Annotated in this window: 23 protein-coding genes and 1 pseudogene; 12 read left to right on the forward strand and 12 right to left on the reverse strand. The window is 69.7% G+C overall.

Annotated features, from left to right (window positions below; translation table 11 throughout):
• Positions 1 to 153: 153 nt before the first annotated feature.
• The 3 genes from JOB34_RS10715 (at position 154) to JOB34_RS10725 (ending at position 3,585) form a co-directional block, all read left to right on the forward strand.
• Positions 154 to 2,124, forward strand: a complete 1,971-nt coding sequence (locus tag JOB34_RS10715; protein WP_208052707.1) for a S53 family peptidase — start codon at positions 154 to 156, stop codon at positions 2,122 to 2,124.
• A 131-nt stretch (positions 2,125 to 2,255) separates the two neighbouring features.
• Complete coding sequence (locus JOB34_RS10720; protein ID WP_208052708.1) at positions 2,256 to 2,825, forward strand: dienelactone hydrolase family protein; 570 nt, start codon at positions 2,256 to 2,258, stop codon at positions 2,823 to 2,825.
• A 73-nt stretch (positions 2,826 to 2,898) separates the two neighbouring features.
• Complete coding sequence (locus tag JOB34_RS10725; RefSeq protein ID WP_208052709.1) at positions 2,899 to 3,585, forward strand: hypothetical protein; 687 nt, start codon at positions 2,899 to 2,901, stop codon at positions 3,583 to 3,585.
• Positions 3,586 to 3,679: 94 nt separating this feature from the next.
• On the opposite strand, the gene JOB34_RS10730 is transcribed toward JOB34_RS10725, so the two are convergent.
• Both JOB34_RS10730 and JOB34_RS10735 read right to left on the reverse strand, forming a co-directional pair.
• Positions 3,680 to 4,279 carry a GNAT family N-acetyltransferase gene (locus JOB34_RS10730; protein WP_208052710.1) on the reverse strand — a complete coding sequence of 200 codons (600 nt, stop codon included), beginning with the start codon at positions 4,277 to 4,279 and terminating at the stop codon, positions 3,680 to 3,682.
• A 29-nt stretch (positions 4,280 to 4,308) separates the two neighbouring features.
• Positions 4,309 to 5,685, reverse strand: a complete 1,377-nt coding sequence (locus JOB34_RS10735; RefSeq protein WP_208052711.1) for an FAD-dependent oxidoreductase — start codon at positions 5,683 to 5,685, stop codon at positions 4,309 to 4,311.
• Between the two features lie 100 nt (positions 5,686 to 5,785).
• Here JOB34_RS10735 and JOB34_RS10740 point away from each other — a divergent pair, with 100 nt between their 5' ends.
• Positions 5,786 to 6,109, forward strand: a complete 324-nt coding sequence (locus JOB34_RS10740) for an Lsr2 family protein (RefSeq protein WP_208052712.1) — start codon at positions 5,786 to 5,788, stop codon at positions 6,107 to 6,109.
• Positions 6,110 to 6,127: 18 nt separating this feature from the next.
• Here JOB34_RS10740 and JOB34_RS10745 read toward each other — a convergent pair whose 3' ends face one another.
• On the reverse strand, positions 6,128 to 6,724 hold the full coding sequence (locus JOB34_RS10745; protein ID WP_208052713.1) for a LysE/ArgO family amino acid transporter: 597 nt from the start codon (positions 6,722 to 6,724) through the stop codon (positions 6,128 to 6,130).
• A 57-nt stretch (positions 6,725 to 6,781) separates the two neighbouring features.
• On the opposite strand from JOB34_RS10745, the gene JOB34_RS10750 reads away from it, so the two are divergent.
• Positions 6,782 to 7,420 (forward strand): nucleoside/nucleotide kinase family protein, encoded by a 639-nt coding sequence (locus tag JOB34_RS10750; RefSeq protein WP_347813829.1) that lies wholly within the window; start codon positions 6,782 to 6,784, stop codon positions 7,418 to 7,420.
• Positions 7,421 to 7,422: 2 nt separating this feature from the next.
• Here the strand turns inward: JOB34_RS10750 and JOB34_RS10755 are convergent, their stop codons facing one another.
• Both JOB34_RS10755 and JOB34_RS10760 read right to left on the reverse strand, forming a co-directional pair.
• Complete coding sequence (locus JOB34_RS10755; protein WP_208052714.1) at positions 7,423 to 7,902, reverse strand: nucleoside deaminase; 480 nt, start codon at positions 7,900 to 7,902, stop codon at positions 7,423 to 7,425.
• A 1-nt stretch (position 7,903) separates the two neighbouring features.
• The gene (locus JOB34_RS10760; protein ID WP_208052715.1) at positions 7,904 to 9,370 is read right to left on the reverse strand and encodes a cytosine permease; all 1,467 of its coding nucleotides are present in this window, start codon (positions 9,368 to 9,370) and stop codon (positions 7,904 to 7,906) included.
• 76 nt (positions 9,371 to 9,446) lie between these two features.
• On the opposite strand from JOB34_RS10760, the gene JOB34_RS10765 reads away from it, so the two are divergent.
• Together JOB34_RS10765 and JOB34_RS10770 are read left to right on the forward strand one after the other, a co-directional pair.
• Positions 9,447 to 10,229, forward strand: a complete 783-nt coding sequence (locus JOB34_RS10765; protein ID WP_208052716.1) for a PIG-L family deacetylase — start codon at positions 9,447 to 9,449, stop codon at positions 10,227 to 10,229.
• A 142-nt stretch (positions 10,230 to 10,371) separates the two neighbouring features.
• Entirely contained in the window at positions 10,372 to 10,521 is a 150-nt protein-coding gene (locus JOB34_RS10770; protein WP_179483287.1) for a GPGG-motif small membrane protein, read from the forward strand.
• Between the two features lie 88 nt (positions 10,522 to 10,609).
• Here the strand turns inward: JOB34_RS10770 and JOB34_RS10775 are convergent, their stop codons facing one another.
• Together JOB34_RS10775 and JOB34_RS10780 are read right to left on the reverse strand one after the other, a co-directional pair.
• Positions 10,610 to 11,434: a transglutaminase family protein gene (locus JOB34_RS10775; RefSeq protein ID WP_208052717.1), complete on the reverse strand. Its 825-nt coding sequence runs from the start codon at positions 11,432 to 11,434 to the stop codon at positions 10,610 to 10,612.
• A 126-nt stretch (positions 11,435 to 11,560) separates the two neighbouring features.
• Entirely contained in the window at positions 11,561 to 13,150 is a 1,590-nt protein-coding gene (locus JOB34_RS10780) for an MFS transporter (protein WP_208052718.1), read from the reverse strand.
• A 125-nt stretch (positions 13,151 to 13,275) separates the two neighbouring features.
• Between JOB34_RS10780 and JOB34_RS10785 the strand changes: the two genes are divergently transcribed.
• Complete coding sequence (locus JOB34_RS10785) at positions 13,276 to 13,854, forward strand: TetR/AcrR family transcriptional regulator (protein ID WP_208052719.1); 579 nt, start codon at positions 13,276 to 13,278, stop codon at positions 13,852 to 13,854.
• Positions 13,855 to 13,874: 20 nt separating this feature from the next.
• On the forward strand, positions 13,875 to 14,603 hold the full coding sequence (locus JOB34_RS10790; protein ID WP_208052720.1) for a peptidase E: 729 nt from the start codon (positions 13,875 to 13,877) through the stop codon (positions 14,601 to 14,603).
• A 121-nt stretch (positions 14,604 to 14,724) separates the two neighbouring features.
• Here the strand turns inward: JOB34_RS10790 and JOB34_RS10795 are convergent, their stop codons facing one another.
• The gene (locus tag JOB34_RS10795) at positions 14,725 to 15,303 is read right to left on the reverse strand and encodes a HutD family protein (RefSeq protein ID WP_208052721.1); all 579 of its coding nucleotides are present in this window, start codon (positions 15,301 to 15,303) and stop codon (positions 14,725 to 14,727) included.
• Positions 15,304 to 15,379: 76 nt separating this feature from the next.
• Positions 15,380 to 15,961, reverse strand: a complete 582-nt coding sequence (locus JOB34_RS10800; RefSeq protein ID WP_208052722.1) for a TetR/AcrR family transcriptional regulator — start codon at positions 15,959 to 15,961, stop codon at positions 15,380 to 15,382.
• 105 nt (positions 15,962 to 16,066) lie between these two features.
• Here JOB34_RS10800 and JOB34_RS10805 point away from each other — a divergent pair, with 105 nt between their 5' ends.
• Complete coding sequence (locus JOB34_RS10805) at positions 16,067 to 16,249, forward strand: hypothetical protein (protein ID WP_208052723.1); 183 nt, start codon at positions 16,067 to 16,069, stop codon at positions 16,247 to 16,249.
• A complete protein-coding gene (locus JOB34_RS10810; RefSeq protein ID WP_208052724.1) occupies positions 16,249 to 17,169 on the forward strand; it encodes an LLM class flavin-dependent oxidoreductase in 921 nt (306 codons plus the stop codon). Before JOB34_RS10805 ends, JOB34_RS10810 begins: the two co-directional genes overlap by 1 nt.
• An 11-nt stretch (positions 17,170 to 17,180) precedes the next feature.
• On the opposite strand, the gene JOB34_RS17880 is transcribed toward JOB34_RS10810, so the two are convergent.
• Together JOB34_RS17880 and JOB34_RS18125 are read right to left on the reverse strand one after the other, a co-directional pair.
• Positions 17,181 to 17,303 carry a hypothetical protein gene (locus JOB34_RS17880; protein ID WP_279538930.1) on the reverse strand — a complete coding sequence of 41 codons (123 nt, stop codon included), beginning with the start codon at positions 17,301 to 17,303 and terminating at the stop codon, positions 17,181 to 17,183.
• 79 nt (positions 17,304 to 17,382) lie between these two features.
• Positions 17,383 to 17,682 (reverse strand): annotated as a pseudogene (locus JOB34_RS18125) (hypothetical protein); the annotation flags it as partial.
• Positions 17,683 to 17,759: 77 nt separating this feature from the next.
• Here JOB34_RS18125 and JOB34_RS10820 point away from each other — a divergent pair.
• Positions 17,760 to 18,716, forward strand: coding sequence for an NADP-dependent oxidoreductase (locus JOB34_RS10820; protein WP_208052725.1), 957 nt, complete (start codon positions 17,760 to 17,762; stop codon positions 18,714 to 18,716).
• Positions 18,717 to 18,792: 76 nt separating this feature from the next.
• Here the strand turns inward: JOB34_RS10820 and JOB34_RS10825 are convergent, their stop codons facing one another.
• Complete coding sequence (locus JOB34_RS10825) at positions 18,793 to 19,755, reverse strand: GDSL-type esterase/lipase family protein (RefSeq protein WP_208052726.1); 963 nt, start codon at positions 19,753 to 19,755, stop codon at positions 18,793 to 18,795.
• Between the last annotated feature and the right edge of the window lie 115 nt (positions 19,756 to 19,870).

Below are 19,870 nucleotides of genomic sequence, written 5' to 3' on the forward strand. Positions count from 1 at the left end.
GACTGATTCACAGCAGAAATTGCGGATCAAGGGTAAATATCCAGTCAATCTTCTGTCTACCCGTTGCGGTTCCTGTGCACGTGTGTCCAAGGTGAACCATCCTCTCGCGTCGGCTCAAACAGGGTCCGCGAGCATGTTTCCGGAAGGATCCACATGAAAAAGGCACTCACCGTAGCGGGGGCGGTGGCACTCGCCGCCGGCGCCGCCACCAGCGTGATCCCGACCTCCGCGGCCGCCCAGCCGTCCGCAGCACGCAAGGTCGTCGCCCGTTCCGTCGCCTCACCGGGCAAGGTGATCGGCTCGCCCAGCGCGAGCGCCGCTTCGACATTCATCGTCACACTGCAACCGCGCAACGCGGCTGGACTGCAGTCGTTCGTACGCGCGGTCTCCGACCCCTCGAGCGCGTCGTACCGCAAGTTCATCACCCCCGGCCAGTACGCCGCGCGGTACTCCGCGACCTCCGCGGAGGTCGCCCAGGTGACGGCGTGGCTGCGCAGCCAGGGCCTCAAGCCCGGCAAGGTGTCCCCGACCCGCACGTTCATCACGGTGAGCGGTTCCACCTCCGCGGTGCAGAAGGCCTTCGCGACCAAGATCCACTCGTACAAGACCGGCGCGCGCACCTTCACCGCGCCGGCGACCTCCGTCACCGTCCCCGCGAACCTCGCCGGGTCGATCGCGGGCGTCGTCGGCCTGGACCAGTCGCGACTGCTGCACACCACCAACGTGCGCCCGGATACCACGTCCAAGAAGGCGACCCCCAACCTCAAGTCGTTGGGTGCCACGACCTCCGCGAAGTCCGGCACCAGTGACGCCTGCTCCGCGTACTACGGGCAGTACACGCTGCCCTACATCCCGGCGGGCAAGGCTCCACTGAACAAGAAGCTCCCCGGCTCGATGTGCGGCTACACCCCGCAGCAGATGCAGGCCGCACGTGGCATCAACAAGGTGAAGTCCACCGGCAAGGGCATGAAGGTCGGCATCACGCTGTGGTGCAACGACCCGCGGATCTTCAACGACACCAACACCTGGGCGGGTGACCTCGGCTACCAGAAGCTGAAGTCCAGCCAGTACCAGGTGCTGGCACCGGCGGGCGGCTACAACTCCGACTACTGCGACAACACCGACTCCGGCGGCGTCAACGTCGAGCAGGCTCTGGATGTGCAGTCGATCCACGGCGCCGCCCCGGACGCCAACATCGTCTACTCGGCGGCGGCCGCGCCACTGGACGACTCGCTCCTCACCGCGCTGCACGCCCTGGTGGACGGCAACAAGGTCGACGTCATCACCGACTCCTGGGGTGGCAGCGAGACCAACGACGCGGCGACGAACGACGCGTACAGCTCGGTCTTCATGCAGGCCGCGGCGCAGGGCATCCCGGTGCTCTTCTCCTCCGGCGACGAGGGCGACAACACGAATGGCAACCAGAAGGTGACCCCGCCGAGTCCGGACTACCCGGCCGCCAACCCGTGGGTCACGGCCGTCGGCGGAACGTCGCTCGGCACGTCCAACGTCTCCGGTTCGAAGGTCGGCTGGGAGCAGGGCTGGAACACCGAGCGCAGCATCCTGTCCAACGACACCTGGGGTTCGTGGACCTACCGGTACGGCGGTGGCGGTGGCACGAGCAACTACCACGCGCAGCCCTACTACCAGCAGGGCGTGGTCCCGACCCGCTTCGCCGGAGTCGACCCGCACCGGGTCTACCCCGACCTGGCCGGCGCGGCCGACCCCTACACCGGATACCTGATCGGGTACCACGACGGATCGACGGCTTCGGGTGACTTCACCCTCAGCAAGATCGGCGGGACCAGCTGGTCCTCGCCGTGGACCGCCGGCACCCTCGCGCTGGCCGGGAAGCGACTGGGCTTCCTGAACCCGAAGATCTACGGTGCGGGCCACGCCGGCCTCACCGACATCGCGGGCAACCAGCTCACGCACGGCTTCGAGCTGAAGGCCAACTTCGTCAACAAGACGACGGGTGCGATCTACCAGGCACTGACCACGGTGAGCGTCAACTCCCAGAACCTCGAGGACCAGACGCTGACCTCGGACACGGGATACGACAACCTGACCGGGTTCGGTGTGCCGACGTCGACCAAGGCGTTCCTGGCAGCACTGCTGAAGTAGCACGACCTGCGATCGGTCGATCGCATCAGACGGGGGCTCCGGTATGCCGGGGCCTCCGTCCTGTGCGTCCGGACGCGTCTCATCCGGCCCGGTCACCCGATCTCTCGACCCACCGATGAGAGGGTGGCCCGATGGCCGAGATCCTGCTGCTCCACTCCGCTCTCGGGCTGCGCCCCGCCGTCGGGGAGTACGCCGACCTGTTGCGCGCCGGCGGACACGTCGTACGGACCCCGGACTTCTACGACGGACACGTCTTCAACGTCCAGGCCGAAGGCATCGCCTATCGCGAAGAGGTGGGCGGCAGAACGTTGCTCGCGCGGGTGACGGACCAGCTGGGCGACCTGCCGGACGATGCCGTGCTGGCCGGGTTCTCGCTCGGCGCGGCATTCGCGCAGCATCTGAGTGCCGCCCGTCCGGCGGCGCGCGCGACGATCCTGCTGCACGCGGTCGGGCCGGTGCGCGGCGACTGGCCGGGGATGCCGGTGCAGGTGCACCGGTACGCGTCCGACCCGATCATAAAGGAGAGCGACGTGGTCGCCCTCGGCGCCGCCGTACGCGCCTCGGGAGCATCCTTCGAGGACGTGGTGGTCCCCGGCAGCGGGCACCTCTTCACCGATCTCGGGGTCACCGACGGCGACCGCGACGCGCGCGACCGCAGTGTCCGCCACGTGCTGGATCTCCTGGCCAGCCTCGACGCCTGAATCCATCAGACCGGGGCCTGATGCAGCGGCTGACGCGCCGATGGCGTTCGGACGACATGGCAGAGTGAGTCGCATGTCCATCTTCGATCGGATCTTCGGCCGTTCCCCGGCACCGCGCGCCGATCCGGCGACCGGCCCTGCGATGACGGATCCGACGACGCCGCAACCGACTGCGGCGCACGGCGATGGCGATGGCGATGGCGATCAGCGTGCGATCGAGCGCTACCAGTACCTGCTTCGGACGGCACCGCCGGACAAGATCGAGCAGGCACACCAAGAGGCATTCGCCCAGCTGACCCCGCAGCAACGCCAACAGGTCCTGCAGACCCTCAGCGAGGCCTCACCCGCTGACCGACCGCAGAGCGACTCGGCGGCCGACCTGGCCCGCAGCGCGACCCGGGTCGAGATGCAGCGCCCGGGAAGCCTGACGCAGATCTTCGGCGGCCGCGGTATGGGAATGGGCGGCGGTATGGGGATGGGCATCGGCGGCATGCTGCTGACGTCGGTGGCCGGCTCGTTCATCGGGTCCGCCATCGCCCAGGAGATGTTCGACGACAACGGCGACGGCGGCAACGGCGACGCACAGAACTCCGACGACCAGCAGCAGGACAACTCCGCCCAGGACACCGGCTCCGACAACTCCGGCGCGGATCAGGCCGCCGTCGCCGACGACGGCTCCGCCGGCTATGACGGGGGAGATGTCGGCGGCGGTTTCGACGCCGGTTTCGACGGGGGAGACGTCGGCGGCGGCGACTTCTAGCGAACCGATGGGGAGGCTGAGACAGGCGTGCGGGGTGCTCCGCGCCCGCTGCCGCTGACGTCAGCCGCGGTCACGGTCGTCGCACTGCCTCCTCCTACGACGACTCGTGGCGTGTGTGCTGACCGGTCGGGCCGCCCGCCGAGACCCACGCGCCCAAGGGCTCAGACGGCCGCTCCTCCTCGGCCGTCGTGCGAGCCACCACCTCGAAACCCCGGGCGCGGTAGTTGGCCAGGGCGTGCGGGCCGTCGAGGTCGCAGGTGTGCAGCCAGACGCGGCCGGTCGCCGGCAGGGCGTGCCGCTCGGGCAAGGTCCACCCGGCCTCGATCGCGTACGTGAGCAGCGCGCGGCCGAGGCCGTGTCCGACGGCGTGCGTGAGCAGCCCGAAGTGCAGGATCTCCACCGAGGTGGCGCCGGCCTCGACCACCGGTGCCAGCTGCACGTACCCGGCCGGCGCGCCGTCGGCGTACAGCACGTGCAGCTCGGCGCCGGGCCGAGACAACTCCTCGGCCCACTGCTCGCGCGTCCACTCCAACCGGTCGGTCCAGCGCCACGGGCCGCCCACGACGGCGTAGAGCCAGCGCGCGAATTCCGGTGTCGTGGTGGCGACCCGGTCGATCCGGGCGCCCGGCGGCAGCTCGACGGCGCGCGCCGGAGGCCGGATGGTCATCTGCAGCGTCGTCGTGGTCACCAGCACCCAGCGAGAATACGACCGGGATCCGTGGGTCAGGGCTTGCGGGAGACCACGTCGGCCACCCGAGCGATCGCCGAGGACCTCCCTGTCGCGAGCTCTCGCTGGTCGGCCCGCCGGTACGCCGCGTACAGGCCGCGAACACCCAGCCACCGCAACGGTTCCGGCTCCCAGCGCTGCACCGTGCGGTTGACCCAGGGCAGCCGGGTGCGCTCGGTGTCCTCGCCGGTCACCAGCTCAGCGAGCGTGCGCCCGCCGAGCGACGCCGCGGTGACTCCGTGCCCGACGTATCCACCGCTGTACCCCGAACCCGTCGAGGCGTCGTACGACACGGTCGCCGACCAGTCCCGCGGCACGCCCAGCACCCCGGACCACGCGTGCGCGACGGGCACGTCCCGGGTGGCCGGCAGCAGCCGGTGCAACGCCGCGGCCAGCTGGGTGACGGTGGTCTCGTGGGTGGTGCCGTCGTTGTCGGTCCGCGACCCGTAGCGGTAGGGGACGCCCCTGCCACCGATCGCGATCCGGTCGTCGGCGGTGCGTTGGGCGTAGATGTAGACGTGCGCCTCGTCGCCCAGCACCTCGCGGCCCTCCCACCCGATTTGCGCCCACACCTCGGCCGGGATCGGGTCGGTCGCGATCATCGAGGAGTTCATCGGCAGCCAGGTGCGCCGCTCCCCCGGCAGTCCCGCGGTGAAGCCCTCGGTGCACCGCAGCACGTGCTGAGCGCGGACCGTGCCGTGGTCGGTGTGCACGGCGTGCGGCGCGATGGAGGTCACGGCGGTGTCCTCCACGATCGAGACCCCCAGCTGCTCCACCGTCCGCGCCAGCCCTTCGATGAGCTTCGCGGGATGGATCCGGGCGCAGTGCGGGGTCCAGATCGCCGCCCGCACCCCGTCGATCGCGATACGGGCGAACGCCTGTGTCGCGTCCAGCCATTCGTCGTCGGGGACCTGCCAGCCGCGGTCCTCGTCGTAGGCCGCCCGCAACCGGCCGGTCTGAGCCGGCGTGGTCGCCACGGTCAGCTCCCCGCCCTTGACGACGTCCGCGTCGATGTCCGACTCGGCGCACACCGCGATCACCTCGTCGACCTGACGGCGCAGCTCGGCCTCGAAGTCGATCACGCCCGTCCGTCCCGTGGGGCCCTTCGCGAGGACGGCGCGCGACCCCGGGAGCGCGGCGGTGAGCCATCCGCCGTTGCGGCCTGAGGCGCCGAATCCGGCGAATTCCCGCTCGACCACGACCACGTCGAGGGAGGGGCGGATCTGCTTGAGGTAGAACGCCGCCCACAGACCCGTGTATCCGGCGCCGACGATGCAGACGTCCGCGTCACGATCGCCGTCGAGTGCAGGGCGCCGCACCGGCGGGCCGCCGAGAGTGGACCACCAGTGAGAGACCGCGCCGTTGACCGTCATTCACCAAGCCTGCCAGGTCGAATGCCCGAGATGTCGACGGTCCCGCGCGGAGCGGGCCGAGGTCCCAGGTTCGCGACCGGGCGACTGCGATGATCCCGGCATGACGCAGCGTGTGGTGACCGTGTTGGAGGACGACCTCGACGGCGGTCCGGCGGTGGAGACGGTCCGGTTCGGTCTGGACGGTGTGACATACGAGATCGATGTGTCGAAGGCTCACGCTGAGCAGCTGCGGTCGACCCTGGGGACGTGGCGTGAGCGTGCCCGTCGCGCGGGGACGACGCACCCCGCGGTCCCGCGCCAGGTGGAGACCCCGGTCGACCCTCGCGCCGTGCGCGCCTGGGCCACGTCGCGAGATCTTCCTCTTCCCTCCAAGGGCCGCATCCCCGATGCCGTCGTCGAGCAGTTCCGCGCCGCCGGGAACTGAGCCGGCTCGTCCGACGCCTCAGCTCGTCACCAGGACGACGGCGATCACGATCATGGTGATCCCGATCAGCACGTCGAGCACCTGCCAGGTGCGCGGCCGCACGAGCCAGCGTGCGCTGGCGGCAGCGCCGTACCCGATGGAGCAGAACCACACGACGCTCGCGAGGACCGCACCGCCCGCGAACCACCAACGCCCCTGCAATCCCTGCTGATTGGCGATGTTGCCGAGCATCAGGACGGTGTCGAGATAGACGTGCGGGTTGAGGAAGGTGAGGGCGAGGGTGGTCGCGACCACCGATCGCGCTCCGGACAGGACCACCGGTCCGAGCCCGGAGGGGTGCCGCGCCGCGAGCAGCGAGCGCACGCCGAACCACAGCAGGTACGCCGCGCCCGCGAACTTCAGCAGCGTCAGCACCGTCGGGTGCGAGGCGACGAGAGCGCCCACCCCACCGACCCCTGCCGCGATGAGCACGGCGTCGCTCAGGGCGCAGATGGTGACGACGACCGCGACGTGGTCGCGCGCGAGCCCCTGGCGTAGCACGTACGCGTTCTGTGCTCCGATCGCGACGATCAGCGACAGGCCGGTCGCGAAACCGGTGAGCGCCGACGTCAACATGAGGCGATCAGCGTACGAGCGACCGATCCGGCCATCGGACACCCCTAGCCTGTCCGGGTGAGCACATCGGTGCGCCTCGAGCACGCCTGGGACAGGCTGCGACCGCGACTGGACGCGGGCCGCATCGTCCTCGGCATCACCGGCCCTCCCGCTGCCGGCAAGTCGACGGTCGCCGAACAAGTGCACGGCTGGTCGATCGCGGCCGGGATCCCGGCGGTCGTCGTGCCGATGGACGGCTACCACTTGGCGCAGGCCGTGCTCGACGCCCGCAGCTGGGCCGACGTCAAGGGCGCTCCGCACACCTTCGACGCGGCGGGCTATGCCGATCTCCTCCGCCGGGTGCGGACCCAGGCGGCGAGCGACTCGACGGTGTGGGCGCCCCGGTTCGACCGCTCCCTCGAGGACCCGATCGCCGGAGCCATCGCCGTCGCACCCGACGACAGACTGATCATCACGGAGGGCAACTACCTTCTGCTGGAGCAGGACCCGTGGCGCGCGGTGCGAGCGTGCCTCGACGAGTGCTGGTACCTGGAGCTGCCGGACGGCGTACGCCGCGAGCGCCTGACCCGCCGCCACCAGGACTTCGGGCGCTCCCCGCAGGAGGCAGCGCACCGGGCACTCGGCACGGACGAGGTCAATGCCCGGCTCGTCGCCGCGTCGCGCCGGGCCGCCGACGTCGTCATACGCGCCGACTGAGCTCAGTCGGCGCCGATGTCCTCGTGCCACAGCGCCGGGTGAGCGGCGATGAAGTCGGTCATGAGCCCGACGCACTCCGGATCGTCGAGCAGCACCACCTCGACACCGTGCTCGGCCAGCCAGTCGTGGCCGCCGTGGAAGGTGCGAGCCTCCCCGATCACGACCCGGGAGATGCCGAACTGCCGCACCAGGCCGCTGCAGAACCAGCACGGCGACAGCGTCGTCACCATCGTCGTGCCGCGGTAGGTGGACTGCCGTCCGGCGGCCTTGAACGCCGCCGTCTCCCCGTGCATCGACGGGTCGCCGTCCTGGACGCGCCGGTTATGACCGCGCCCGAGCACCGAGCCGTCCGCCGCGACGAGTGCCGCGCCGATGGGTATGCCGCCCTCCGCCAGCCCGAGCCGCGCCTCGGCGACGGCGATCCGCAGCAGTTCCCGATCATCCCCGCGGGTGGCCCGCGGGTCGACCCCGCCTGCGCTCACCTCAGGCTGCCGGCGCGGGCTCGGTGTCGACCGGCCGCACGTCGGCACGCGGCTGTCCGGCCATGGCCTTGTAGAGCACGCCGTAGATGACGGCCGCGATCAGGAAGCCGACCACCGGGGTGATGTCGCCGACCACCGGGTGGTGCTTGGGGATCGGTCCGAGGTACTTGGTCTGGTTGGAGAACAGGAAGATCGACACGGCTCCGCCGACGAACATCGCGATGGGACCCGCCCAGTTGCCGTGCCCGCGGTCCAGGACCAGGGCGTTGATGTCCTGGCCCCGACGCAGCAGCCGGTCCAGCAGCACGACGCCCAGCCACGGGGCGATCCAGTAGGAGATGATCAGCAGGAAGTTCTCGTACTTGCTCCCGGCGTCGTCCAGACCGAAGTAGGCGAGCACGAAACCCGCGACGCCGAAGACCATGGCCACGACCATCCGGGCACGGTGCACCGGCAGCCGTACCCCGAGCGCCAGCGCCGACATCGCGCCGGAATAGATGTTGAGCGCGTTGGCCGCCACGGCGCCGACGGCGATGCCGAGCAGAGTCAGCTTGCCGAGCCAGGTGGGGAACATGCTGGTGTAAACGCCGGGGTCGACGGCGGGCTTCGCGACGACGAACACCATGGCGGCGCCCGCGCACTCCAGGACGACGCAGGACAGGAAGACGCCGAGTCCGGCGTACCCGCCGGTCCGCGCGCGGTTGACGGAGCGCGGCAGGTAGCGGGTGTAGTCCGACGCGTACGGGTTCCAGCCGCACGCGTACCCGAATGCCGCAGCCGCCTCGATCAGGAACGCGCCGGTGACAGACAACGGCGGGAAGAGGGTCTTGCCGGTGCGCAGCTCACTCAGGTGGGACGTGCTGAGGTCCGCTTTGTGGAAGGCGATGACCGCGCCGATCACGAAGACGACGGCGAGAGCCGGAAGCACGAACTTCTCGAAGCTGTGCACGAGGTTGTGCCCGAACGCCGCGACCGTCAGCTGCGCGGCGACGATGATCAGCAGGCACAGCCATCGGGGGATGCCGCCTGCGAGGGCGTGCAGCGCCAGCGCGCCGCTGACGCTGTTGACGGCGAACCAGCCGACACCGGCGACCAGCGCGTTCAGGCCCGCCGGGAGGATGTTGCCGATCCAGCCGAATCCCGAGCGGCTGAGCACCATCTGGGCCAGCCCGCTCAGCGGCCCCCAGCTGGACAGCACGCCGTGTGTGGCCGACCCTAGGGCGGTACCCACCACGATCGCCGCCGCCGCCTGCCAGAACGACAGACCGAAGAAGAGGGGACCGATGATGCCCACGGCGATCGTCGCGAACTCGAGGTTGGGAGAGGTCCACGTCCACAGCATCTGCAGGGGACGGCCGTGCCGTTCGCTGTCCGGGATGTACTCCACACCCCCTGGTTCGAGGGCGACGGTCTTGCTCCCGTAGTGCTCCTCGGCGATGGGGTTGGCGACAGTGCTGGATGCGCTCACGGGGCCAGTCTGGCGCCTCGGGGTGGTGGCCATGGTTTCGCCGACGTAAATCCTGGGCGATCGGCATACTCACGGGGTGAGCACACTGGTTTTCCTGCACGCCCACCCCGACGACGAGGCCAGCTCCACCTCCGGCAGCATCGCCCGCGCGGTGCACGACGGGCATCGCGTCGTGGTCGTCTTCGCCACCAACGGTGACCACGGCGAGGCCGCGGAGGATCTCGCCGAGGGCGAGACGGTGCCGATGCGGCGGCACCGCGAGGCAGCCGAGTCCGGGCGGGTGCTCGGCGTCGATCGGATCGAATGGCTCGGCTACGCCGACTCCGGGATGACCGGGTGGGCGCAGAACGACGCCGAGGGCGCGTTCGCGCGAGCGGACGTCGAGGAGGCCGCCGCCAAGGTCGCGCGGATCCTCGACGACGAGGACGCCGACATCCTGATCGGCTACGACTGGCACGGGGCGTACGGCCACCCCGACCACGTACGGGTGCACCACGTCGCGCACCGGGCCGCGGCCCTCGCACGCCGTACCCCGCGAGCGTTCGAGGTCACCATGAACAGGGACGCGATGCGCGCGCTGATGGCGCACGCTCCGGAGGGTCAGGGTTTCGACGTCGACGGGCCGATGGACGACGGCAACCCGATGGGTCTACCGGAGAGCGAGATCCACTGGGACGTCGACGTGTCCGACTATCTGGAGGTGAAACGGGCGTCGATGCAGGCTCATGCGAGCCAGGTGAGCGACATCGGGATGTTCATGGCGATGTCGCCGGAGGTGTTCGCGGGATCGTTCGGGCACGAGTACTACGTCGAACCGGGCCGGCCCGCCGGGATGACGCAGGGGTGGCCGTTCGCCTGACCGTCGCCACAGGCGGGCGCAGGCGGTGCTCAGCGCACCGGCACGGCATCCACCGGGAGATGAATTCCTGGGTATAGCCTGACAATTCGCGTCTCAGACGCGCGCGGGCAACCGTGTCGCGACAAGCAAAGGAGCAAGTGTCGTGGGCTTTCTGTTGTGGATCCTGGCCGTCATCCTGGTGATCGCCGGCATCGTGGTCCTTCTCAAGGGCAGCATCATCCTGGGCATCGTGCTCATCGTGGTCGGCCTCGCCGTAGGACCCGGCGGCTGGAGCGTCCTCAGCAAGCGCTGACCGTTCCTCGTGCCGAGTGGCATACATATGTTTCCGGTGCACCCCCTGGGAGTGCGCCACTGGAGACATAGGTATGCCACTCGGTGTTTCAGGCTTGTGTATCTCTGCTCTCTTGTGCAGTGACGCTCATCATCTGCAGCCACGGAGCGCCGTACGTCGTCACGAGAGCCACGTCGGCGGCGTCCCGGCCGCGGCCGATCACCACGCGGCCCTTGCGGGTGCGGTCGTGCCGCGCGTCGAAGTCCCACCACCGGTCCCCCAGCCAGACCTGGGTCCAGGCGTGGAAGTCCATCGGCGCAGGATTGATCGGCGCGTCCATGTCCGGCATGTACCCGAAGACGTAGCGCGCGGGGATGTTCAGCGCGCGGCAGAAGGTGATCAGCAGGTGCGCGAAGTCGCGGCACACGCCTTGCCCGGTCGTCCACGCGTCCACCGACGTCGACAGCGAGTTGGTGGATCCGATGGTGTACGTGAGGTATTCGTGCACGTAGGTGCACAGCGCCGACACCCGGCCGTATCCGCGAGGGTGGTTGCCGAACTGCCGCCACGCGTGGGTGCCGAGCACGTCTGGCTGGCAGAAGCGGCTGGAGATCGTGTACTGCAGCACCTCATCCGGCAGGTGCTCCGGAGAGATCTCGGGCGCGTCGGTGTCGACGTCCTCCGGTGCGTCGGGCACCTCGGCACGCACCGCGTACTCGAACGTGGTGATGCCCTGCGGCAGGACGAGCCGGGTGCAGGTGTTGCCGAACGCGTCACGGAAGTCATGACTGTCCACCGCCGCGGAGTTGGTCCACGACTCCCCCGAGAGGGTGACCTTCGCATTGTCGGTCGGCTTCACCTGGAAGACCGCCGCCGTCGGCGCCAGTGAGGAGTAACGGAAGGTGCACCCCAGGTCGAGCGTGCGGGTGTTCATCGTTGTGGTCGTCCTCGCTCGAGCAGGGGCACGGTGACAGCGAACGCTACCGGCAGGAGCACGCAGAACCGCCGCGCACCCTGGAGTGGGTGCGCGGCGGCTCGACTCCCCCGTATGTCGGCTGCGTCAGTCGGTGACCGCAGCAGCCCGGTCGCGTTCGGCGACCTCGGCCTCGGCGAGCACCAGCTCGTCCGCTTCGGGCAGCTGGGGCCGACGCATCACGGTCAGCACCAGCAGGAACGCGACGATCAGCAGGCCGCCCGCGACCACGAACCCACGGTCCGCACCGCGCACGAAGACCTCGAGTGCGGCGCGCCCCGCGGAGGAGGTCTCCGCCGGGCCCTTGCCCGCGGTGGCGAAGACGCTCACCAGCACCGCGAGCCCGAGGGCGCCGCCGAGCTGCTGGGTCACGCTCACCAGGCCGGACGCCACCGAGGTGTCCTTGGGCTCGACGCCGGCGATACCGGCGGTGGTGAGCGGCACGAACGCGATGCCGTTGCCCAGTCCGAAGACCACCAGAGCGGGCACCATCGTGGCGTAGGTGCTGCCGACGTCCAGGATCGACATCCAGGTCAGGCCGATGCCCGAGAGCAGCAGACCCGTCGAGGCGATCGCCTTGGTGGAGAAGCGCTGAGCGAAGACCCGCGAGACGAGCTGTGAGGCCAGGAAGACCGATACCGGGATGGGCAGGAACGCCAGCCCGGACTCCCACGGGGTCCAGCCGAGCACGATCTGCATGAACTGGCTCATGAAGAAGAACGTGCCCATCGAGCCCGCGACGAGCAGGGTGCGGGCGACGTACGCGACCGAGCGGTCCCGGTGCGCGAAGAGGTGCAGCGGGGTGATCGGCGCCTTGGCGCTGCGCTCGACCAGGATGAAGGCGGCCATCATCACCAGGCCGACGGCGAACGACGCGAGCGTGCGAGTGTCGCTCCACCCGTCGGAGGCGGCGCGGATGAAGCCGTAGACGAGGGTCGACATACCGGCCGTGACCAGCACGGCACCGGCGACGTCCACGGAGCCCTTGGTCATCTTGGAGATCGGCAGGGCCCGGATTCCGAGCGCAAGCACGACGATGCCGATGGGCACGTTGACGAAGAAGACCCAGCGCCAGGAGGCGACCGAGGTGAGCACGCCGCCGGCGATCAGGCCGATGGCCGCGCCGCTCGCGGAGACGACGGTGTAGAGGCCGATCGCGCGGGTCTGCTCACGGCCCGGCTTGACGCTCGACATCAGGATCGCGAGCGCGGAGGGCGCGAGCAGGGCCGCACCGACGCCCTGCAGGCCGCGAGCGGCGAGCAGCAGGGCGGAGTCCTGGGCGATGCCGCCGAGGAAGGACGCCAGGGTGAAGATCGCGAGTCCCGCGAGAAACGCGCGACGCCGGCCGAAGAGATCGCCGGCGCGGGCGCCCAGCAGCAGCAGGCCACCGAAGGCGAGCGTGTAGGCGTTCACCACCCAGGACAGGTTGGCGGGGTTCATCTTGAGCTGGGTCTGGATGTCCGGCAGCGCGATGTTCACGATCGCGGCGTCGAGGACGATCATCAGCTGGGTCACGAGGACCACGACCATGATGAGTCCAGGGTTGGCAGGGCGCGCAGAACGGTCGGCGGAGCGGCGGCCCCACCGGCCGCGGCTGCGAGCGCCGACGGGCGCGGTGGTCGACGTGCCGCCCGGGGCGGACTGCGTCGAGGATGACGGCGAGGTGGTGAGTGCCATGGAGTGGTCCTAAGAGTCAGAGGAGTAGTACCCTCGTACTGGAAACGGAGAAGAACTCCGCTTGCACGACTATACGGAGGGTTCCTCCGGTTGTGCAAGTGGGTCGGCAAGAGAAGGTGAATCACGTGTCCGTTACGGCGAAGAAGCCGCTGCGCGCCGATGCCGCACGCAACCGTCGGCTGCTGATCGACACCGCCGCTGACGCATTCGCGGCGAACGGCGTCGATGTCCCCCTCGATGACATTGCGCGGACCGCCGGGGTCGGCATCGGCACCCTCTACCGCCACTTCCCCACCCGCGAGGACCTCGTCCTCGCCGTCTATGCCGCTCGCGTCGACGACCTGGCGCAGCGCTCGGATGAGCTTGCAAGGCGCCCGGATTCGGGTGAGGCCCTGCATGAGTGGATGCGCGAGTTCGTCGACTTCTACGCCGTCAAGCGCGGCATCATCCACCTGCTGCGCTCGATGATGAACACCAACTACGAGCCGTTCGAGGCAATCCGCGCGAAGCTGCTGCACTCCGCCGACGTGGTCCTCGCCCCTGCCATCGCGGCGGGCGTGATCCGCGCGGACACCAGCGCGACCGAGCTCACCCGCGCACTCGGCGGGATCTGCCTGGCGAGCACCCAGCCAGACGCCGACCAGGTGTCGATGAACCTGGTCGACCTCATCTACGACGGTCTGCGCTACGGCACCAGGGCCTGAGCAGTCGGCATACTCGGCGGGTGACCACCGACGAGCCGACGATCCTCGCGACCTCCGGCGGCCTGCGGCCCGGTGAGCGCACGTACTTCGAGTTCACCCCGCTCACCCAGTACGCCGTCGACCTCGCCGGTGTGGCAGGGCGCGCTCCGCGGGTCTGCACCGTCACCACGGCGGGCGGGGACGCGGCGCACGTCATGCACGGGCTCGCCGAGGCGGGGCGTATCGCCGGATACGACCACACCAATCTGCAGCTCTTCGGGATGCCCAACGTCGCGGACGTCGAAGCCCATCTCCTCTCCCAGGACGTCATCTGGGTGATGGGCGGCTCGGTCGTCAACCTGCTGGCCGTCTGGCGGGCGCACGGACTCGACGCGATCCTGCACCGCGCATGGCAGGCAGGCGTCGTCCTCACAGGGGTGAGCGCCGGGTCGATCTGCTGGTATCAGGGCGGTACGACGGATTCGTTCGGACCGCAGCTCGCGCCGGTGACCGACGGGCTGGCCTTCCTGCCCTACGGCAACGGTGTGCACTACGACAGCGAGGAGCGGCGCCGTCCCCTGATCCACCGCCTGGTCGCCGACGGCACGCTGGGCCCGACCCACTGCACCGACGACGGGGTCGGACTTCTCTACCGCGGAACGGAACTCGTCGAGGCGGTCGCCGAGAGCGGTGCGGGCGCGTACGTCGTGCACCGCGACGGCGACACGGTGCGTGAGGATGCCCTGGACGTACGCCGCCTGCCCGCCTGAGCGGGCGGGTCGCAGGTGACAGTGCGGCCGTGCCGAGGTGCGCTGCGCACAACGGCACCGCCCGGTCCCTCGCGGGCGCGGGCGGCCCACCCGAGCGTCCACGACGACACCGCGTGGGCCCTTAGGTCATCGCGATGCGCACCACCGCCACCGTGGCGTCGCCATCGACCGTGACGTCATCGCCCAGCGCAGCGACCAGGCTGTCAAGCGGTGGGAGGTGGAACGCGTGATCGCCTGTCCGTACCGCGGTTTTGCCGTCCAAAACCACGATCGTGAGCATGGTCGAGGCACCTGCGGCGAACGTGACGGATCCGTCGACGGACACGGTTTCCAGGCTGCTGGTCGCCCGCCCGCGACCCGTCATGACATTGAGGTCGTAGCCGTTCGCGTGCAGCGCGCGCACGGCGTCCTCACCGCGGAACGAGACCACCTCGCGGCGGGGCACCGTGACCGGGTCGTCGCCGACCACCAGCGATAGAGGACCGTCGCCGAGATTCATGAGCCGCCTGTCCACACCCGACAGCGCTGAGAAGTCGGACGCCGCCGCGATGGTCGCGATGCTGAGGCGCCAGACGAGCGCGCCGTCCGTCGTGCGGTACGCGGCGAGCTCACGGGTCTCCCCCAGACCGTTCGCCCACCGGGAGACCTGCAGGTCCTCGAACCGAAGGATCCGCGCCGCCCCGCCTTCAGCCGCTGTCACCGTTCCTCATCCCAGCTGATGGACGTGCCCGGTGTCCTCATCCGCCCAGGATGGCCTAGGGCCGCACGCGTGCGGGTCAGGTACGCGACGAGCGTCGTAGCCCGGTGATGAGCAGGCCGACCATCCGGTGGGCGTCGTACGTCGTGTCGGCGCCCCGCTCGACGCCGATGCAGAGGTTGCCGGTGGCGTGCATGAGCGTGAGGGCGTCGACGTCGCTGCGTGTCTCGCCTGCCTGAGTCGCCGCATCGAGCAGCGAGGCGCAGGCCGGGACGAGCCGGTCGAGGAAGTAAGCATGAAGCGAGTCGAAACTCGCCTCCTCCGACCGCAGCGCACCGGCCAGTCCGTGCTTGGTGACGAGGAAGTCCACGAACCCGTCCATCCATGCCGCGAGGGCGTCTGCGGGCGAATCGAGATCGGCGAGCAGCCGCGGCGCGGCGTCCACGAGCGCCTCGATCTGGTGACGGTAGACACCGATGACCAGGTCTGCGCGGGTCGGGAAATGCCGGTAGATCGTGCCCATCCCGACGCCGGCCTCCGCGGCGATCGCCCGGACGGGGGCATCGACGCCGCGCGCCACGAAGACCGCGGCGGCCGCGTCGAGCAGCGTCTGCTCGTTCCGGCGCGCGTCCGCACGCTTGCGCACGGTCGACGACGTCACCTCGTCGCTTACCTCGATCTCCGCCTCCCCCTCACAAACGGAACATAGCTCCGTATAGTGTCGGAGCAACGTTCCGTTTCCATCATGCCACCAGAGGAGATGCTCATGCGGTACCGCCCACTCGGCCGGACCGGTGTCCAGGTCAGCGCCCTGTCGCTCGGTGCGATGAACTTCGGCGCGAACGGTCGTACGACGCAGGAGAATGCGTCCGCGATCCTCGACGCCGCGCTCGAGGTGGGGATCGACACCCGCCCGTCCATCGCCGATGCCTCGCTGCGGCGCCGCTGATGGCCACCGCAGCACGACCGAGCTTCGGGATCATGACCCCGCCGATGAACGTCGGCTACGACGACCTCCTCCGGGTGTGGCGCGAGGCCGACGACATCCCCGCGGTCGAACACGCGTGGCTGTTCGACCACCTCATGCCCATCGGGGGTGACCTGGACGGCCCGATCTTCGAGGGGTGGACGCTGCTGTCAGCGCTCGCCGCGCAGACCAGCCGCCTGCGACTCGGCCTGATGGTCACGAGCAACCGGTTCCGGCCGCCGGCGGTGCTGGCGAAGATCGCGACCACCGTCGACATCGTCTCCGGCGGCCGACTCGACTTCGGCATCGGCGCCGGATCGCGGCCGAGCGTCCCGATCGCCCGGCGCGAGTACGTGGCTCACGGGCTGCCGTACCACGACTCGGCCCACGCGGTCGGCAGTCTGGCCGAGGCGTGCACGATCATCCGGCAGCTGTGGACGCAGGACGCCCCGTTCGATTTCGACGGCGCCTACCACCACCTGGAGGGCGCGTTCGGCAACCCCAAGCCCGTGCAACGGCCGGGACCGCCCATCGTCATCGGCGGTCGAGCGATCGCGACCCTTTGCGTCGTGGCGGAGCACGCCGACATCTGGAACATCCCGGGCGGAGACATCGCCGATGCGCGCGACCGCAGCGCGATGCTCGACCGGTTCTGTGCCGAGATCGGCCGGGATCCCGCCGCGATCACCCGCTCGATCTTCCTGCCTGTCTCCCTCGATCGACCGCAGTCCACCCGCGCCGGGGTCACCGAGGCGCTCGATGCAGGGTTCACGCACATCGTCCTCGGGCTCGGTGCGCCGTACGGCGACGGCATCGTGCGGCGGGTGGTCGAGGAGATCATCGGGGACTTCGCTCCAGGCGGCTCGGACGGCTCAGCACAGGATCAGGGCAGCGGCCGGTAGAGCACACGTAGTCAGACGCGGCCGCGGGTCGGGGACTCGAACGCGCCGGGGACGGTGCCGATGGTCACGAATCCCAGGTCGGCGTACAGCCGCTCTGCGGCCTCGTTCCCCTCGACGACCGCGTTGAACTGCATCCCCCGCGAACCCGGTCACGGTCGCCCACCGCAGAGTGTCCTGCACCAGGGCCCGGCCCACGCCTCGGCCCCGAGCTGAACGCGCGACCATGAAACTGCCGCTGGCGATGTGGTGACCCGGCCCCGGCCGATTCGCGTACATGTTCGCGGTGCCGAGGACGCGACCGCCCGAACGCGCCACCGTCGTCCGCCCGGGAGGTCCCACGATCCACATCGAACGCGCCTCGCGTTCGGACATCGCGGGGTCGTAGGCGAACATCTCCCGCTCCAGGGCGACCTCGTGAACGATGGGCCACACCTGCTCCCAGTCCCGGGTCGTGAACGTCTCGATCTGCGGCGAAGAGGTCACGGCCCCAGCCAAGCCTCGAGCGAGGACCATCGCCAGGTGTTCTCGAGAGGACGCTCCAGGACACGCCCGGCCGAGGCGGCCGCGCCGACCAGGGCTTGAATGAAGACATGACAGACAACGCGCAGCACACCGCCCAGCACTGGGTCGCCACGGACTACGGCGATCTCGACGTGCTGCGGTTGGAGGAGACCGACGTGCCCCCACCCGCCGAGGGCGAGGTCACCATCGACGTACGGGCCGCCGGGATGAACCCGGCCGACTACAAACACATCGCCCGCAGCGGCGACCGGGATGCGTTGCCGGTGGCCATCGGCTACGAGGTCGCCGGCGTCATCTCGGCGTTAGGACCGAACACTCGGATCGCTTCCGGCGCCGGGGCCGTCGGGGATGAGGTGCTCGCCTTCCGGGTCGCGGGCGGCTACGCGTCGAGTATCACGGTCCCTGCCCGCGACGTCTTCGCAAAACCAACCGGACTCTCGTTTCCCGAGGCTGCCAACCTGCTGCTCGCCGGGACGACGGCATCGGAGATGTTGCATGTCACGGGAGTCGCGAAAGGCGACACCGTCGTGGTGCACGGTGCGTCCGGAGCCGTCGGGGTCAGCCTGCTGCAGCAGGCGCGACTGATCGGCGCGCGCGTGATCGGCACCGCGGGCGAGAAGAGCTTCGACACCGTGCGGCGGTTCGACGGCATCCCGGTCGCCTACGGCGAAGGGCTGCAGGAGCGCGTGCGCGACCTGGCCCCCGAGGGCATCGCCGCAGCGCTCGACTGTGTCGGCACCGATGAGGCCGTCGATGTCTCGTTGGTCCTCGTCGAGGACCGGGATCGCATCGTCACCATCGCCGCCTTCGGCCGCGCCGAGCAGGACGGCATCCGTGTCATCGGCGGAGCCATGCCGGCGAGCGCGGCATACCGGGACGGGGTGCGCGCGCACCTCATTCGACTCGCGGGCGAGGGCGATCTGGTCGTGCCCATGGCAGACACCTACCCGCTGCGCGACGCGCTCCGAGCGCTCGAACTGCTCAAGTCCGGGCACCCGGGCGGCAAATTGGCGCTGCTGCCCTGAGGCGGCGTGCGTTCGCCACAGGGCCGGGCCGTGAGCCGCGACTGGCGGCGTACGGTCCGGCCCCGCAACGGGTCGCTCAGCGGTAGGACTTCTTGACGCTCGCCTCGACGGTGTGGGCCAGCACGTCCTGGCCGGCGACGCTGGGGTGCACCCCGCAGCCGCTCTGGGCGCCGCTCGACGTCGCAGTCTGGTGCGGGAACAGCTGCGTCAGCAGACCTGCCGCGCAGCTGTCTCCACCGGAGTGCAGTGCGGCGTTCTGGAACGCGGCGTACCCGTCGGCGATCCGGACGCCGTACGGCTTGGCAGCCGTGTCCATGACCTGGTTGAGCGCCACGCTGCCCGCGCTCGCGGTGGCCGAGGAATAGTTCGTCGAGTAGTAGTTCACGATCACGATCTGGCCGGAGTAGCGCGCCTGCTGCCGCAGGGTGGACAGGATCGTGCTCACGTTCTTGCTGATCCCGGCGAGCGTGGCCGCCAACGCCGTACCGGTGCAGGTGCCGCTGTGCTGCGCCTGGCACAGGAACGCGTCGTTCGCGCCGATGCCGAGCGTCACCAGGCGGGTGTTGTGGTGCTTCTTCAGGAAGTCCACCGCGAAGGTCAGCTGGCTCTCGGTCTTGCTGCGGTAGGTCACGTGCAGCGGGAAGTTGGTGCGGTATCCGGCGGGCGTTTCGCACGCGTAGCTCGGGGTGGCCGTGTTGATGAGACTGCCGGAGGTCTCACCCGGGCACGTGGCATTCGTGACCCGCACCCCGAGCGCGGTGCCGACCTCCTCGGGGTAACCGACGAAGCTCGTGGGGTCCAGGTAGTTCGGCGGCGGGAAGGTCGTGGGCTCGCGGTAGCCGAAGGCAACCGAGTCACCCAGGGCCAGATAATCCGAGCCCGGCACGACGGGCCGCTGGTGCGAGGAGCCCCAGTGGGCCGGTTGAGCCGGGTGTGCCGTCGCCGCGAGGGACGGCACGGCGACCCCCACGCTCAGCGCCGCCGTCGCGGTCAGAGCGAGGATGTTCCGCCGAGAATGCCGAAGGACTGGAACGCGCATGAATGCCTACTCTCCGTAGAACCGATGTGCCCCGAACCGTTTCGGAAAGTAGCACGGCCACCTGCCTGGACAGCCCCGAACCGGCGACTTCCGGACCCTGAACGCAATGTCGATT

The sequence above is a fragment of the Allobranchiibius sp. GilTou38 genome (genome assembly GCF_017565325.1).
In the GTDB taxonomy this organism is placed as follows: Bacteria; Actinomycetota; Actinomycetes; order Actinomycetales; family Dermatophilaceae; genus Allobranchiibius; species Allobranchiibius huperziae.